Annotated in this window: 12 protein-coding genes and 1 tRNA gene; 9 read left to right on the forward strand and 4 right to left on the reverse strand. The window is 61.7% G+C overall.

Annotated features, from left to right (window positions below; genetic code table 11):
- Positions 1-53 precede the first annotated feature (53 nt).
- The 5 genes from glmM to serA all read left to right on the forward strand — a co-directional run bounded on the left by glmM (position 54) and on the right by serA (position 6470).
- Positions 54-1397: a phosphoglucosamine mutase gene (gene glmM, locus B7H23_RS06945; protein ID WP_094076569.1), complete on the forward strand. Its 1344-nt coding sequence runs from the start codon at positions 54-56 to the stop codon at positions 1395-1397.
- A gap of 181 nt (positions 1398-1578) precedes the next feature.
- Positions 1579-2472 (forward strand): outer membrane protein, encoded by an 894-nt coding sequence (locus tag B7H23_RS06950; protein WP_094076570.1) that lies wholly within the window; start codon positions 1579-1581, stop codon positions 2470-2472.
- Between the two features lie 178 nt (positions 2473-2650).
- The gene (locus B7H23_RS06955; protein ID WP_094076571.1) at positions 2651-3460 is read left to right on the forward strand and encodes an outer membrane protein; all 810 of its coding nucleotides are present in this window, start codon (positions 2651-2653) and stop codon (positions 3458-3460) included.
- Positions 3461-3606: 146 nt separating this feature from the next.
- The gene (locus B7H23_RS06960; protein WP_094076572.1) at positions 3607-4773 is read left to right on the forward strand and encodes a phosphoserine transaminase; all 1167 of its coding nucleotides are present in this window, start codon (positions 3607-3609) and stop codon (positions 4771-4773) included.
- A gap of 98 nt (positions 4774-4871) precedes the next feature.
- A complete protein-coding gene (gene serA / locus B7H23_RS06965; protein ID WP_094076573.1) occupies positions 4872-6470 on the forward strand; it encodes a phosphoglycerate dehydrogenase in 1599 nt (532 codons plus the stop codon).
- 62 nt (positions 6471-6532) lie between these two features.
- Here serA and B7H23_RS06970 read toward each other — a convergent pair whose 3' ends face one another.
- Complete coding sequence (locus B7H23_RS06970; protein WP_094076574.1) at positions 6533-7456, reverse strand: DMT family transporter; 924 nt, start codon at positions 7454-7456, stop codon at positions 6533-6535.
- A 212-nt stretch (positions 7457-7668) separates the two neighbouring features.
- Here B7H23_RS06970 and B7H23_RS06975 point away from each other — a divergent pair, with 212 nt between their 5' ends.
- The gene (locus tag B7H23_RS06975) at positions 7669-8961 is read left to right on the forward strand and encodes an adenylosuccinate synthase (protein WP_094076935.1); all 1293 of its coding nucleotides are present in this window, start codon (positions 7669-7671) and stop codon (positions 8959-8961) included.
- A 124-nt stretch (positions 8962-9085) separates the two neighbouring features.
- Positions 9086-10810 (forward strand): hypothetical protein, encoded by a 1725-nt coding sequence (locus B7H23_RS06980; protein WP_094076575.1) that lies wholly within the window; start codon positions 9086-9088, stop codon positions 10808-10810.
- A gap of 84 nt (positions 10811-10894) precedes the next feature.
- Here B7H23_RS06980 and B7H23_RS06985 read toward each other — a convergent pair whose 3' ends face one another.
- The 3 genes from B7H23_RS06985 to B7H23_RS06995 all read right to left on the reverse strand — a co-directional run bounded on the left by B7H23_RS06985 (position 10895) and on the right by B7H23_RS06995 (position 13899).
- Entirely contained in the window at positions 10895-11626 is a 732-nt protein-coding gene (locus B7H23_RS06985) for a hypothetical protein (RefSeq protein WP_094076576.1), read from the reverse strand.
- A 178-nt stretch (positions 11627-11804) separates the two neighbouring features.
- Entirely contained in the window at positions 11805-12713 is a 909-nt protein-coding gene (rpoH, locus tag B7H23_RS06990; protein ID WP_094076577.1) for an RNA polymerase sigma factor RpoH, read from the reverse strand.
- Positions 12714-12879: 166 nt separating this feature from the next.
- The gene (locus B7H23_RS06995) at positions 12880-13899 is read right to left on the reverse strand and encodes an RluA family pseudouridine synthase (protein WP_094076578.1); all 1020 of its coding nucleotides are present in this window, start codon (positions 13897-13899) and stop codon (positions 12880-12882) included.
- Between the two features lie 56 nt (positions 13900-13955).
- Here B7H23_RS06995 and B7H23_RS07000 point away from each other — a divergent pair, with 56 nt between their 5' ends.
- Together B7H23_RS07000 and B7H23_RS07005 are read left to right on the forward strand one after the other, a co-directional pair.
- Positions 13956-14357, forward strand: a complete 402-nt coding sequence (locus B7H23_RS07000) for a hypothetical protein (protein ID WP_094076579.1) — start codon at positions 13956-13958, stop codon at positions 14355-14357.
- Between the two features lie 56 nt (positions 14358-14413).
- Positions 14414-14488, forward strand: a tRNA-Glu gene (locus tag B7H23_RS07005).
- The last annotated feature ends 95 nt before the right edge of the window (positions 14489-14583 follow it).

The following is a 14583-nucleotide window of genomic DNA, read 5'->3' on the forward strand; positions in this document are numbered from 1 at the left end:
TGCAAACTTGCCGCGCAAATGCTGCATAAGAGCGCATCAGCGAAGGAAGACATATGAGCAGGCGTTATTTCGGCACTGACGGTATTCGCGGGCGCGCCAATCGCGGGAAGATGACCGCAGAGGTGGCCATGAAGGTGGGCATGGCGGCAGGTGTGGCCTTCAAGAACGGCCGCCACAAGCATTGTGTCGTGATCGGCAAGGATACGCGGCTTTCCGGCTATATGCTGGAAAACGCGCTCGTCGCCGGGTTCTGCGCTGCCGGCGTCGATGTGTTTCTTCTCGGTCCCATTCCGACACCGGCGGTCGCCATGCTGGTGCGCTCCATGCGAGCCGATATCGGCGTGATGCTAAGCGCCTCGCACAATCCTTATTTCGACAATGGCATCAAACTGTTCGGCCCGGACGGCTACAAGCTCTCCGACGAAATCGAGATGAAGATCGAAGGGCTGATGGAAGAGGATCTGTCGCGCCGGCTGGCGGACAGCGATGCGATCGGCAAGGCCAAGCGCCTGGACGGCGTTCAGGATCGCTACATTGAACACGCCAAGCGCTCACTGCCCCGTTCCATGAATTTGAGCGGTCTGCGTGTCGTGGTCGACTGCGCCAATGGCGCGGCCTATCGCGTGGCGCCCGATGTTCTCTGGGAGCTTGGCGCCGATGTGGTGGCGCTTGGCGTCAGCCCCGATGGCCGGAACATCAATGATGAATGCGGATCGACCAGCCCGGGCGCGCTGGCTCGAAAAGTCCATGAAGTGCGGGCCGACATCGGTATTGCGCTCGATGGCGATGCCGACCGGATCGTTATCGTCGACGAGAAGGGCAGGGAGATCGACGGCGACCAGATCATGGCGCTGATCGCGGAAAGCTGGCAGAAAGCCGGCCGCCTGATGGGTGGTGGCGTGGTCGCCACCGTGATGAGCAATCTCGGTTTTGAGCGGCATCTCGGCGCACTGGGCCTGTCCCTGGCGCGGACCAAGGTCGGCGACCGCTATGTGGTGGAGCATATGCGCGCCAATGGATTCAATATTGGCGGCGAACAGTCCGGCCATGTGGTTCTGACCGATTACGGCACCACCGGCGACGGGCTGATCACGGGGCTTCAGGTTCTGGCCTGTATCAAGAACGCGCAGAAGCCTGCCAGCGAGGTGCTCGACTGCTTCGAGCCGGTGCCGCAATTGCTGCGTAATGTGCGCTACACCTCCGGTGCGCCGCTGGAGGAGGACGAGGTCAAAACCGCCATCGAATCGGCCAGAGGGCGGCTTGGAGAAGGCGGACGGCTCGTTATTCGCCCGTCCGGCACAGAACCGCTGATCCGGGTGATGGCCGAAGGCGACGATACCCATCTCGTCACGATGGTCGTCGACGAACTCATCGATGTGATAGACCGCGCCGCCTGATCCATCATAAAAACTGTTCTTGCGAAGACCCGCCGATCAGCTCCGCGGGTCTTTGTCGTTTAAGAATTGCGACGATCTTTACCTTACTTTTTAGGCTTAAGCGGCAATTAACGATTGCCGTTCATAGTGTTCCCGAATGGAATAGGCCGCGTCGCAAGGCGGCATCTTGTGAGGTACGATCATGAAACGCTCTTCGATGGCCATAGCCGGTGCGGTGCTGCTGTCATCGGCCGCCTATAGCAGCACGGTTCTGGCGGCTGACATCTACGTTCCCGAGCCCGAAGTCATCGTGGAGCCGGCGCCGATCTCCTATGCGCCGGCGCCCGTTAAACACGGTTTCGGCAGCTGGTATATCCGTGGCGATGTCAGCTATGCGCTCAAGAACGAAGTGGGCGACATCGAATATATCACCTACGGGCCGGGCGGCGGTGTGACCGCGCCGGGAACGGGCGGTTTTGATACGAAGGATCTGGACGAGACCTACGATGTAGGTGTCGGCATCGGCGCCAATATCGGAAAGTATTTCCGCGCCGAGCTGGGCGTCGACTACCTCTTCAAATCCGAGTTCCGCGGCTCGACCTCCGGCATCTGCGGCGGCGCGGTGGCCTGTACCTCCGATGACAAGTCGGAAGTCAGCATCATTACCGCCATGGCGAATGCCTATGTCGATCTCGGCACCTATCACGGCATCACGCCCTATGTCGGCGGTGGCATCGGCGGGGCCTACGTCAAATGGGACAAGCTCATCAACGATGATGGCACGGTCGTGGTCGAACATGAGGGCAATTCGGAATGGCGCTTTGCCTGGCAGCTCATGGCCGGCGCGTCCTACTGCCTGACCGAAAACCTGGAAGCCGATATCGGCTACCGCTACCTCGATATCGAAGGTGGGCGCATGTTCGAATATGCCGCCTCCGGCGGAACGGGCACCGGACCGGGCTATGATGACGGGTTCCAGATCCACGAAGTCAAAGCCGGCCTTCGTTACAATTTCGGCGGCGCCAACCCACGCTGCGAAACGGCTTACCTGCCGCCCGCGCCGCTGCCGCCCGCACCACCGCCGATCTACAAGTAAAGATCCGGCATCAGCCGATTTGAGAGGTCGCCCATCGGGGCGGCCTTTTTCGTCGGCGCATGTCTACCGAACCATACCGGGCCGCTATGCTTAACCGTGCTTTAACCGCGATGGTTAACAATGGCTGATAATCAAGGAGCGGCGATTCACTACGCCGTCTGATCCGGAGTCAGTCATCATGCGTCACTTGCCTATCGCCTTGTCCGCCATCGCTTCGCTACTCGGCGGAGCCGGCGCCCATGCTGCCGATTACGACTACAATCCGCCATTGGTGGAAGAGGCCGCTTTTCCGGAAATGGAAGAGTATGTGCCTGTCGAAACAAAGACGCAGTGGTACATTCGCGGCGATCTGGGCGTAGATATCATGAATATTCCGGAGACGTTCAGCAGTAGCGATTCGACATCCTACAATTCGATCGGCTCGATCAGCGGTTCCATCGCCGCTGGCTACTATTTCAACGATCTCTTCCGGATGGAAGGTGAACTTGGCTATACGGGTCTCGGCGATTTCGACACCGATCCGACCTCCGCTCTTTGTCCAGGGACGGACACGGCGATTCCAGGATCGACAACGGTGCCGTGCTTCGTCGAAAGGGATGGCGGCTCGCATGCATGGTCGTTTCTGGTCAGCGGCTTTTTCGACTTCGGCACCTTTGCTCGCATCACCCCCTATGTCGGTGCGGGTGCAGGCATCGCCTACACCGATTACGGCGTGAAGACCGAAACCGAATGCACCAGTGCCGGCACCCGCACATGCTCGTTTCCCGGCACGCTCTACAATGACGAACGGGAGCGGGAGTTCAAGTTTGCCTATCAGCTTAGCGCAGGCGCATCCTACGATCTGACGGACAGGCTGAAGCTCGATCTCGGTTATCGCCTGTTCGGTATTCCGGGCGCCAAACAGGCGGTCCGCGATGGCGACGATGTGAAGTTCGAAGACAGCACCATGCAGCACCAGATTCGTCTCGGCCTGCGTCTGGACCTGTAACCCGGTCCTCCGATATCCGTCTCAGGCCGCCCGGTTCGAAAGGACCGGGCGGTTTTCCTTGACGGAAGCCCTCGCAGCTTCTAAGGCGGCTGCGGGCCATCCCTCCCCAACGAGGGACGCTCTATCTGTGAGGATAGGAGACATCGATGACAGATAATACCAAGCCGGCCACGCGCCCGGCTCGCCCCTACTTTTCGTCCGGCCCCTGCGCCAAGCGCCCTGGATGGACCCTCGAAGCCCTGACCGACGCCCTTCTTGGCCGGTCCCACCGCTCCAAACCCGGCAAGACCCGTTTGCAACACGCGATCGATCTGACGCGTGATGTTCTGCAGGTGCCCGATACGCATCGCATCGGCATTGTGCCCGGTTCCGACACCGGCGCGGTGGAAATGGCGATGTGGACCATGCTCGGCCAGCGCGGCGTCGATGTCGTGGCCTGGGAGAGCTTCGGCTCCGGCTGGGTCACCGATGTGCTCAAGCAACTCAAGCTCAACGATGCTCGCAAGATCGAAGCGCCCTATGGCGAACTGGCCGATCTCGGCGAGGTCGATTTCGACCGCGACGTCATCTTCACGTGGAACGGCACGACGTCTGGCGTTCGGGTGCCCAATGGCGATTTCATTCCCGAGGATCGTGGCGGTCTGACCATTTGCGACGCGACCTCGGCCGCCTTCGCCCAGGATCTGCCCTTCGACAAGCTCGACGTGGTAACGTTCTCCTGGCAGAAGGTGCTGGGCGGCGAAGGGGCCCACGGCGTCATTATTCTTGGACCGCGCGCCGTCGAACGGCTCGAAAGTTATACGCCCGATCGCGCCCTACCGAAAATCTTCCGTCTGACGAAGGGCGGCAAGCTGATCGAAGGCGTCTTCAAGGGCGAGACGATCAACACGCCCTCCATGCTCTGCGTGGAAGATTATATCGATGCGCTGGAATGGGCCAAATCGGTCGGCGGCCTGTCCGGCCTGATCGGGCGTGCCGATGCCAATGCCCAAGTGCTTTGGGATTTCGTCGATAAGAATGACTGGATCGGCAATCTGGCCAAGGACCCGGCGACCCGCTCCAACACGTCGGTCTGCCTGACGATCACCGATCCGGATGTGCTCGCGCTCGATGCGGACGGTCAGGAGGCCTTTGCAAAAGCGCTGGTCGGCCAGCTCGACAAGGAGGGCGTCGCCTACGATATCGGCGCCTATCGCGATGCGCCGGCAGGTCTTCGCATCTGGGCAGGCGCAACGGTCGAAACGGCCGATCTCGAAGCGCTCATACCCTGGCTGGCCTACGCGTTCGAGACACAGAAGAAGTCGCTCGGCTGAGCGGCATCCCAATTTCGGCGGGCGGCGCCGTGCCGCTCGCTTCCATCCCCTAAATCGAATTTCGGGCCCTGAGCCCGTATCAGCAGGAGGCCAGGACCATGGCGCCGCGCGTTCTTATTTCCGACAAGCTTTCCAACGCCGCCGTCCAGATATTCAAGGACAAGGGCATCGATGTCGACTTCCAGCCCGATGTCGGCAAGGACAAGGAAAAGCTGGCCGAGATCATCGGCAACTATGACGGGCTGGCGATCCGCTCGGCGACGAAAGCGACCGAAAAGCTGATCGAAAAGGCGACCAATCTGAAGGTGATCGGCCGCGCCGGCATCGGCGTCGACAATGTCGATATCCCGGCCGCTTCTCGCAAGGGCATCATCGTGATGAACACGCCCTTCGGCAATTCCATCACGACCGCCGAACATGCCATCGCCATGATGTTCGCTCTCGCCCGCCAGATCCCGCAAGCCAATGAAAGCACCCATGCCGGCAAGTGGGAGAAGAGCAAGTTCATGGGCGTGGAAATCACCGGCAAGACGCTCGGCATCATCGGCGCGGGCAATATCGGATCGATCGTCGCGTCCCGCGCCATCGGGCTGAAGATGAATGTCGTCGCCTTCGACCCGTTCCTGACCCAGGAGCGCGCCACGCAGATCGGCGTCAGGAAAGTCGAACTGGACGAGCTGTTCGCCCGGGCCGACTTCATCACGCTGCATACGCCGCTGACCGACAAGACCCGCGCGATCATCGACGCGGCGGCCTTCGCCAAGATGAAGGACGGCGTTCGCATCATCAATTGCGCCCGCGGCGGCTTGATCGTCGAAAGCGATCTCGTCGAAGCGCTGAAGAGCGGCAAGGTCGCCGGAGCCGGCCTCGACGTGTTCGAGGAGGAGCCGGCCAAGGAGAACCCGCTGTTCGGCATGGACAACGTGGTCTGCACGCCGCATCTCGGAGCTTCCACCAGCGAGGCCCAGGAAAACGTTGCGCTGCAGGTCGCCGAGCAGATGAGCGATTATCTGAACACAGGCGCCGTTACCAACGCCATCAACATGCCGTCCATCTCGGCGGAGGAAGCGCCGGTTCTGAAGCCCTTCGTCAAACTGGCGGAAATGCTGGGCTCTTTCGTCGGCCAGGTCACCGATTCGCCGATCCGCGAAGTGGAGATCATCTTCGATGGCGCCACGGCCGAAATGAACACCCGCGCGCTGGTGTCCGCCGCCATTTCGGGGCTGATGCGGCCGCAGATGCCGGAAGCGAACATGGTCTCCGCGCCGCTTCTGGCCAAGGAACGCGGCGTCATCGTTTCGGAAGTCCGACGCGACAAGAGCGGTGTCTTCGACGGCTATATCATGCTGCGCGTCAAGGCGAACGATACGACCCGCACCGTAGCCGGCACCGTCTTCTCCGACGGCAAGCCGCGCTTCATCCAGATCAAGGGCATCAATATCGATGCGGAGATCGGGCGGCACATGGTGTACACGACCAATATCGACAAGCCGGGCTTCATCGGCGCGCTGGGCACCACGCTCGGCGCGAGCGGCGTCAACATCGCCAATTTCCAGCTCGGCCGAAAGGAAGCGGGCGGCGACGCCATCGCGCTTCTCTATGTCGACGGGCCGGTGTCCGATGAGGTGATAAAGAAGCTGACCGAACAGCCGCAGATCATCCGCGCGAAACCGCTTTCCTTCGACGTCGAGGGCTAAGGCGCGACACCTCCATTGATGGGAAACCGAAGCGGCGGGCGTCAGCGCCCGCCGTTTTTTCATCAGGTCTTCGGTTTGAACCGCTCGGCAAGTGCGATGCCGCTGAAGATCAGGCCGAGCGACAGGGCCTGCCAGAGTTCGAACGTCTCGCCAAGTACGATCACGGCCAGTAGCGTGCCCCAGATGGGCACCAGATTGATGAAGAGGCCGGCGCGGTTGCCGCCGATCAGTTCGTTGCCGCGAATATAGAGGCTCTGGCTGAAGATAGACGGAAAGATCGCGGCGAAGAGGACGACGCCCCAGCCGGTCGCGTCCGGCATCAGGAGGTCGCCGTTCGCTGCTTCCCAGAAGGCGTAAGGGATAGCGGCAATCAGCGCACCTGCCGACATGCCTGTCATGGTGGATTGCCAGTGAAGCGCGGCAGGCTTGGAGCGCAAGGCCACCGTATAGGATGCATAGACGAGCACGGCCAGCAGCAGCAGGGCGTCGCCGCGGTTGATCTGTAAGGTCGCCAGATTGGCCGGATCGCCCTGCGCCGCGACCATGGCGACGCCGCACAGGCCCAGAATCAGACCGACGATCTGAAGGATGCCCGGTCGCATACGAAAGATCAGAAAGTTCAACAGAAAGATTGCCACCGGCATGCCACCCTGGGCGATGGCTGCGTTGATCGCGGTGGTGAAATTGAGCGCCGAATAAAGCAGGATATTGAAAAGCGCAAAACCGAGACTGCCAAGAACCATGAGATGAGGCAGGGCACGGCGTAGCTTCGGCCAGTCGTCGCGAAGCCGCGGCCCGCTGATCGCCAGTAGAACAATGAGAGCGACGAGCCAGCGCAGCATCGTCAGCATGCCAGGCGAAACGTGCCCGCTCGCCATGCGTCCCGCCACGGCGTTCGCACCCCAGAACAGTGTGGTCAGCGTCAGCATTCCGTAGGCGGCGATGGCAGGGCTGATGGGCAGGGAGGTCGGGTTGGATGCGCGCATGAATGCTGGCCTACTTCGCGATGGACGGCCGAAGCAAGCGTCGATGTGTCCCCGAAACAGCTGCCGGCATGCAGTGCTATTACAAATTTGTCGGTGGGGTGGTCGGCAAGACCGCATTCACCCGCTATAAGGCGCGCGTTTGCCGACAGTCGGATTGCGTTCGCATGGCCGGACCCGCTGTCTCGATTTCAAACCGTGAGCCGGAGCAGCAAATGGCCAATGTGGTGGTGGTAGGGTCCCAATGGGGCGACGAGGGCAAGGGCAAGATCGTCGACTGGCTCTCCGACCGTGCCAATGTCGTCGTTCGCTTCCAGGGCGGCCACAATGCCGGGCACACGCTCGTCATCGACGGCACGTCCTACAAGCTGTCGCTGCTACCCTCCGGTGTCGTGCGCGGCAAACTATCGGTGATCGGCAATGGCGTGGTGTTCGATCCGCGCGCCTTCATCGCCGAACTCGGTCGGCTGGAAGCGCAAGGCGTTTCGATCACACCCGATGTGCTGAAGATCGCGGAGAACGTGCCGCTCATCCTGTCGCTGCATGGCGAACTCGACCGCCTGCGCGAGGAACGCGCCGCCGAGGGCACGCGGATCGGCACGACGGGCCGCGGCATCGGCCCGGCTTACGAGGACAAGGTCGGCCGCCGTTCGATCAAGGCGCTGGATCTCCTGAACCCCGACGTTCTGCCGTCGAAAATCGAGCGTGTTCTGGCCCATCACAACCCGCTGCGGCGCGGGCTCGGCGTGGACGAGATCGATGCGCAGACGCTGCTTGACGAACTGGCGGAAGTCACACCGGTGATCGCACCGTTCATCGACCGCGTCTGGAGCGTGCTGGACGCCAAGAGACGGGCTGGCGAGCGCATTCTGTTCGAAGGCGCGCAAGGCAGCCTTCTGGACGTCGACCACGGCACCTATCCCTTCGTCACCTCATCCAATGTGGTGGCCGGGCAGGCCGCGGCGGGCTCCGGTCTCGGGCCGAACGCCATCGATTACGTGCTCGGCATCACGAAAGCCTATACGACGCGCGTGGGCGAGGGGCCGTTTCCGACCGAGCAGCTGAACGAGATCGGCCAGACGCTGGGCGAGCGCGGCCATGAATTCGGCACCGTTACCGGCCGGCAGCGGCGCTGCGGCTGGTTCGACGCCGTGCTGGTTCGCCAGAGCGTGGCGATCAACGGCATATCGGGCATTGCGCTTACCAAGCTCGACGTGCTCGACGGGCTGGACGAGATCGCGATCTGCACGGGCTACAGACTCGATGGCGAAGAGATCGATTATCTGCCGGCAAGCGCCCATCTGCAGAACAGGGTCGAGCCGGTCTACGAGATGTTCGAAGGGTGGAGCGAAACCACGGTGGGCGCGCGGCGGTGGGCCGATTTGCCGGCGCAGGCGATCAAATATGTGCGCCGGATCGAAGAATTGATCGGCGCACCGGTGGCTATGCTCTCGACCTCGCCGGAGCGCGACGACACCATTTTGGTCACAGATCCCTTCCAGGATTGAGACGCTATTGACGGTGAGATGGCGACGCGATTTGAAAGATCAGTGAAAATCGTTACGTTCCCGCTATTCCGCGCCGTTGAACTGGCGCGAATGAATAAGCAGGACGGGCAAAGGTAGCAGACGAATGGCGGATATCGCGGCGGTTCTGAAAAAGACGATCGAGGGTCTTCCCCGTCACGATGCCGGCATTCGCGCCAAGGTCTATGACAAGGCCCGAGCGCAGATCAAGGCGAAGCTTCTGGCGGCCAAGCCCGACGCCGACCGGTCAGTCATCGACCGCAACATGGCGGTGGTGGAGCGCGCCATTCGCGCCGTCGAGGACGATTACCGGTTCCAAGACGAGCTGGGCGATGTGCTGGGCACCGAAGAGGCGCAACGCATCCAGTCAGCCTCGGCCGAGCCTGCGCCGGAACCCGTGTTCGACAACCGCCAGGCGGACGAGCCGGAACCGGTCTCGCCGCCGGAAGAAACGCTCTACGACGATCCGTCCTCGGACGAACCGACCGCGCGGCCCGACACGGGATCGGCTTATGTCGACGATCCCGTCTTCAGCGAGATGATCGGCGAAGGCAAAGCGTCGCCACCGCCGCCACCGGCGGACGCGCCAGAGCTCGCCAATGCCGCACCTGAACTGACGCCCGAGCCGTTCGAGCAGGAGATGCCGCGCGCCGACGAGCCGACCAGCCCGCTCGATGAAGTGACAGCGGACACGTCCGACACGGTCATGGTCGCCCCGCTTCATGATGGCGCAGACCATGATTCCCGTCTGACCGAACCCGCCGAGCCCGACGCAGACACGTCGGAACGACCGGAGGAACAGTCTCGCGTCGCCGATCGGCGTCCGGCCGAACGCAAGCCGAGACGCTGGGGTGTGATCGCCGCCGCCCTGATCGTTCTTCTGCTTGCCGGCGGGCTTGGGGCCGCGGCCTATTTCGTGCCTGAATTCGGCGACGAGCAGATCGCCGCAATCGAGGACACGTTCGATGGCCTGCTCGGCGACGATGCCGGTTCGGCCATCGATGCGCCCGCAGACAGTGCTTCCGATACGGTGTCGCCGACGGACGCCGATACCGACCAAACCCGCCCGGAGAAGTTTACGCAGCGCCTTTCGCCGGATGGCTCCGAAAGCGATGCCGGGCCGGCAGGCGAACCCGTCGACGAGTTCGGCGAGGGCACCTCGGTCGCACCGCTGACCGTCGCGCGCGCCGATGCGGAGCAGGAGGGGCAGCCGACAGACAGCGCAGCAGCAGAAAATCCACAGGACGACGCCCAGGCGCAGCCGGCCGTGCAGGTCGGTCAGCGCGCCATCTATTCGGAAGAGCGGACGGCCAATGAAGAGTTGCGCCGGTTGCAGGGAAGCGTGGTGTGGAGCAAGGTGCAGGAGCAGCCGGGGCCCGATATGGAAGTCGAGCCGGCCCTACGCGCCGATCTCTACATCCCCGACACCGGCACATCGATGCGGATGACGATGCGCCGTAATGGCGACCGTTCATTGCCGGCCAGCCACGTGATCGAAGTGATTTTCGAGCCCACGACCCAGGAGCCCGGACGCAGCGTGCGCAATATCCTCCGGATGATGTTCAAGGAAAGCGAGGCCGCGCCCGGCAATCCGCTCAACGCCTTTCCCGCCGAAATCGGCAGCAATTTTTTCCTGATGATGCTGGATGAAGGGCAGCAGGCCCGGCAGGCCAATCTCGAACTGATCCGCAATCGGGACTGGATCGATCTGCTGGTCATCCTGGAAGCGGGGCGGCGGGCGCTCTTCACGATGGAAAAGGGGCTGCCCGGCACCGACGTCGTGGATGAGGTGCTCGATTACTGGCAGCAAAATCCGCTGGCGGATAGCTGAGCGGCCTGCATGCCCGTCTGTTCGAAGGTGGCCGAGAAAACGAGCCTCTATTCGTAAAGGCCGCCCCACCGCCCTCCTGGCGCATCAGACCAGAAGCATCAGCGCCGAATAGCCAGCTGTTCCAAGAATGAATGGCAAGAAGCGGCTTTCGCGTTCTTCCGGCAGTTCCTCTTTCAAGACGTTGAGAACAACCCCGCCTGCCAGAAAGGCGAAAAGAAAACCTATACCGACTTCGGGAATGGTCACAGTCGCACCGAGGCCGAAACCGACGATGACCGCGGCCGCAAGGCACCAGCGGCCGATCCGATCGTAGCGGTCCTTGTGGTCTTCGCGCAGTCCGAAATCGTTGGTCACGAAATGCAGCGCCATGGCCACGCCATAGAAGATGAGCGAGCGGACACCCGGCTCTTCGCGATGAAACAGCAGATAGCCGATCAGAACATTATAGAGGGTGAAAGACGCGATATGGAGCCAGAAGATGTCCGCACCGACCGCGTCAGACCGCCGGTCCTGCCGTGCGCGTCCGAGGGACAATTTGGCCGCCCGTTCCAGCCCGTAAAAGACCACAAGACCAGCCAGCGCCAGAATATAGATCCCCATATCCGCGCCGGCGACGCCGGTTTGCAGAGCCTCGGCGAAAACCGCCTGGTGCTCGGCCAGCTCCGGCAGGATGTGAAGGAAGACGTAGGCGACCGCCACGCCGCCAGCGGCGGACAGCCAACGGCTTCTCGGTACAGACGCCAGAAAGCGCAAGCGACCAATAAACAGGTGCGTCAACGCGAATATGGCAACGAAGGGAAGGCTCAGAAAAAGCATAGGCCGGCTTGGGTAGGGTTTGTCATGGCCAGCGGCTAATTAACGGATGCCCGCCTTATTTCCAGATTCAACGATGCGCTCGCACATATGGCGCACCCGCTCCTGACAGTCGGCCAGTAGGAACACCCATATGAAACGAACTATGGGGACCGACGATACGGTCCCCACAGCGTAGACGTTACGATGCACTCAGCGCCTCGGTTGGCGTGTTCTGTTCCAGTTTCTTGGCGGCGTCCTGCATCTGTTCCTGAACCTTCTCGAAGGCACGGACTTCGATCTGGCGAACGCGTTCGCGGCTGACCCCGAACTCGCCGGATAGTTCCTCCAGCGTGATCGGGTCTTCCGACAGTCGCCGAGCCTGGAAGATGCGCTTCTCGCGATCGTTCAGGATGTCCATGGCATCGGACAGCATCGCCCGGCGCGTTTCCAGCTGGTCCTGCTCCAGCAGCATGTCTTCCTGGCTCTCGCTCTCGTCGACCAGCCAGTCCTGCCACTGTCCGCTTTCACCTTCGCTGGCGCGAATTGGCGCATTCAGCGACGCATCGCCACCCAGGCGGCGGTTCATCGAGATCACGTCTTCTTCCGTCACCTTCAGACGGGTGGCGATCTCCTTGACCTGATCGGGATGCAGGTCGCCATCCTCCAGCGCCTGGATCTTGCTCTTTGTCTTCCGCAGGTTGAAGAACAGCCGCTTCTGATTGGCCGTCGTGCCCATCTTGACGAGTGACCATGAACGAAGAATATATTCCTGAATGGCGGCGCGAATCCACCACATGGCGTAGGTCGCCAAGCGGAAACCGCGCTCCGGTTCGAATTTCTTAACGGCCTGCATCAGGCCGACATTGCCCTCGGAAACCACTTCGCCGATCGGCAAGCCGTATCCGCGATAGCCCATCGCGATCTTGGCAACGAGCCGCAGATGGCTCGTTACGAGCTTATGGGCAGCCTCGGTGTCCTCATGCTCGGCGTAACGCTTGGCGAGCATGTATTCTTCATCCGGTTGAAGCATGGGGAAGCGCCGGATTTCTTCCAGATACCGCGTCAGCCCCCCTTCACCGGTGGCAACGCTTGGTAATGTCTGGGCCATAAAGCACCCTCCTTGGTGTTAACGGCTCCCTTTTGAGGCAAGCCGCGCCGGTCGTTCCTCGTAATCCCTCAGACGACCGAAAAGCTGGTTTACGTAGTAATTATAACGGCCAAACGCCAGAGATGTTTCATTTAGCAACCGTTAAATATCTAAAATCGCTGTAATATTAGCTGATGTTCGCGGTGTTTTCGCACGCGCCCAACGCGTCGATGAGGGTTGCCATATCGGCCGGCGGCTCGGTCGTGAAACTCAGACGTTCGTTTGTCCGCGGGTGATGAAACGCAAGATGCCGTGCGTGCAACGCCTGGCGTGCAAATGCTTCGACTGCGTTTCTGGCATGTTCCGGCAGCTTGTTGGCTTTCGTGGCATGGGCCGCGCCATAGGTTGCATCGCCGATCAGGGGATGGCCGATATGGGCCATATGAACGCGTATCTGGTGCGTCCGTCCCGTTTCCAGGCGACACTCCACCAGCGCCGCGGTGGCCGTTCCGTTTTCTCTCCTGCCGAATTGTCGCTCCACGGTGAAATGCGTAACGGCATGGCGCGCATCGGGCCTCGACGCCGGTACGACGGCTCGGCGGGTCCGGTCGGAGGATGAGCGGCCCAGTGGCGCATCGATCACGCCAAGGGTTCGGTCGGGCGTACCCCAGCACAGAGCGACATAGGCCCGCGCGAGGGCGCCATCGCGTCCGTGGGCGGCAAAGGCTGCCGATAGCGATCTGTGGGCGTGGTCGGTCTTCGCGACCACCATGACGCCGGATGTGTCACGGTCGAGCCGGTGAACGATGCCGGGCCTCTTCACGCCGCCAATACCGGACAGGCTGTCTCCGCAGTGATGAATGAGGGCGTTCACCAGGGTGCCGTCCGGCACGCCGGCGCCCGGATGGACTACGAGGCCGACTGGCTTGTCGATGACGATAATATCGTCGTCCTCGAAGAGAATATCCAGCGGAATGGCTTGCGGGCGGGGCAGGGGATCTTCCGCATCGGGCAGAACGATGCGCACCGTGCCGCTTGCCGGGAGTTTCGATTTTGGCTCGGCCACGATCGCGTTGTCGATCGTAACGGCGCCCGCGCGTAGCAATGCCTGGATCCGACCCCGCGACAGATCGGGTGCAAGACGCGCCGCCAAAGCCTGATCGATGCGCCTTCCCGCATCGGCGCCGTCGAGGATGATCTCTTTCATCGGAACGCTCACTCGTCTATCAGGATCCGGCACTTATCACGAAGCAGGAAGCGATCATGACCGGCGCACAGACGGGGACCGAAGAGAACAAGGATAGCGCGCTCGATCCGGCGACGGAGCGGCTGCGCGGCAAACTGCTTCGGTTCATGATCATCAATCTTCTCGTCATATTCGGCCTTCTTATCGTCGTCATCGGTATTCTTGTCTATCGGAACGCCGAACCGCCGAATGAGGAGGCGGACCGGTCCGCATCTGCAACGCTGCGCGATGGCAGCGCCGCCGCATCTCTCATCGGCGGAACGCTGCGCCTTAAGCCGGGCGAAGCAATTGCCGATATGGTCGCGGAAGGGCGGCGCGTTACGCTTCATATCAAGGGCGAGGCATCCGAGCGCCTTGTTCAGATCGATATTCGCGATGGTTCGGTCATCGGCGACATCGCCATCGAGACCACGCGCTGACATTAGCCGTTGCCAAGCCGGCCCGGCGGGCTTATATGCCGCCCCCTGGACCGGATGCTCCCATCGTCTAGCGGTCAGGACGCCGCCCTCTCACGGCGGAAACAGGGGTTCGATTCCCCTTGGGAGTACCAGTTCGTCTGTTGCTGACGTCCCGGCAGACTTCAGCATTGGCCCGGGTGGCCGATATTCCAGCGCAATCAGGCTCCCTGCCATACATCCCGAAGGT

Source organism: Notoacmeibacter marinus, from assembly GCF_002238045.1.
GTDB classification, from domain to species: domain Bacteria; phylum Pseudomonadota; class Alphaproteobacteria; order Rhizobiales; family Rhizobiaceae; genus Notoacmeibacter; species Notoacmeibacter marinus.

Bases quoted from the DNA above. Each gene is read 5' to 3' on its own strand.
- B7H23_RS07000 (WP_094076579.1), top strand. From the start codon at position 13,956: ATGACCGGCGCACAGACGGGGACCGAAGAGAACAAGGATAGCGCGCTC.
- B7H23_RS06950 (WP_094076570.1), top strand. From the start codon at position 1,579: ATGAAACGCTCTTCGATGGCCATAGCCGGTGCGGTGCTGCTGTCATCG.
- B7H23_RS06960 (WP_094076572.1), top strand. From the start codon at position 3,607: ATGACAGATAATACCAAGCCGGCCACGCGCCCGGCTCGCCCCTACTTT.
- rpoH (WP_094076577.1), bottom strand. From the start codon at position 12,713: ATGGCCCAGACATTACCAAGCGTTGCCACCGGTGAAGGGGGGCTGACG.
- B7H23_RS06995 (WP_094076578.1), bottom strand. From the start codon at position 13,899: ATGAAAGAGATCATCCTCGACGGCGCCGATGCGGGAAGGCGCATCGAT.
- B7H23_RS06955 (WP_094076571.1), top strand. From the start codon at position 2,651: ATGCGTCACTTGCCTATCGCCTTGTCCGCCATCGCTTCGCTACTCGGC.
- B7H23_RS06975 (WP_094076935.1), top strand. From the start codon at position 7,669: ATGGCCAATGTGGTGGTGGTAGGGTCCCAATGGGGCGACGAGGGCAAG.
- serA (WP_094076573.1), top strand. From the start codon at position 4,872: ATGGCGCCGCGCGTTCTTATTTCCGACAAGCTTTCCAACGCCGCCGTC.
- B7H23_RS06980 (WP_094076575.1), top strand. From the start codon at position 9,086: ATGGCGGATATCGCGGCGGTTCTGAAAAAGACGATCGAGGGTCTTCCC.
- glmM (WP_094076569.1), top strand. From the start codon at position 54: ATGAGCAGGCGTTATTTCGGCACTGACGGTATTCGCGGGCGCGCCAAT.
- B7H23_RS06985 (WP_094076576.1), bottom strand. From the start codon at position 11,626: ATGCTTTTTCTGAGCCTTCCCTTCGTTGCCATATTCGCGTTGACGCAC.
- B7H23_RS06970 (WP_094076574.1), bottom strand. From the start codon at position 7,456: ATGCGCGCATCCAACCCGACCTCCCTGCCCATCAGCCCTGCCATCGCC.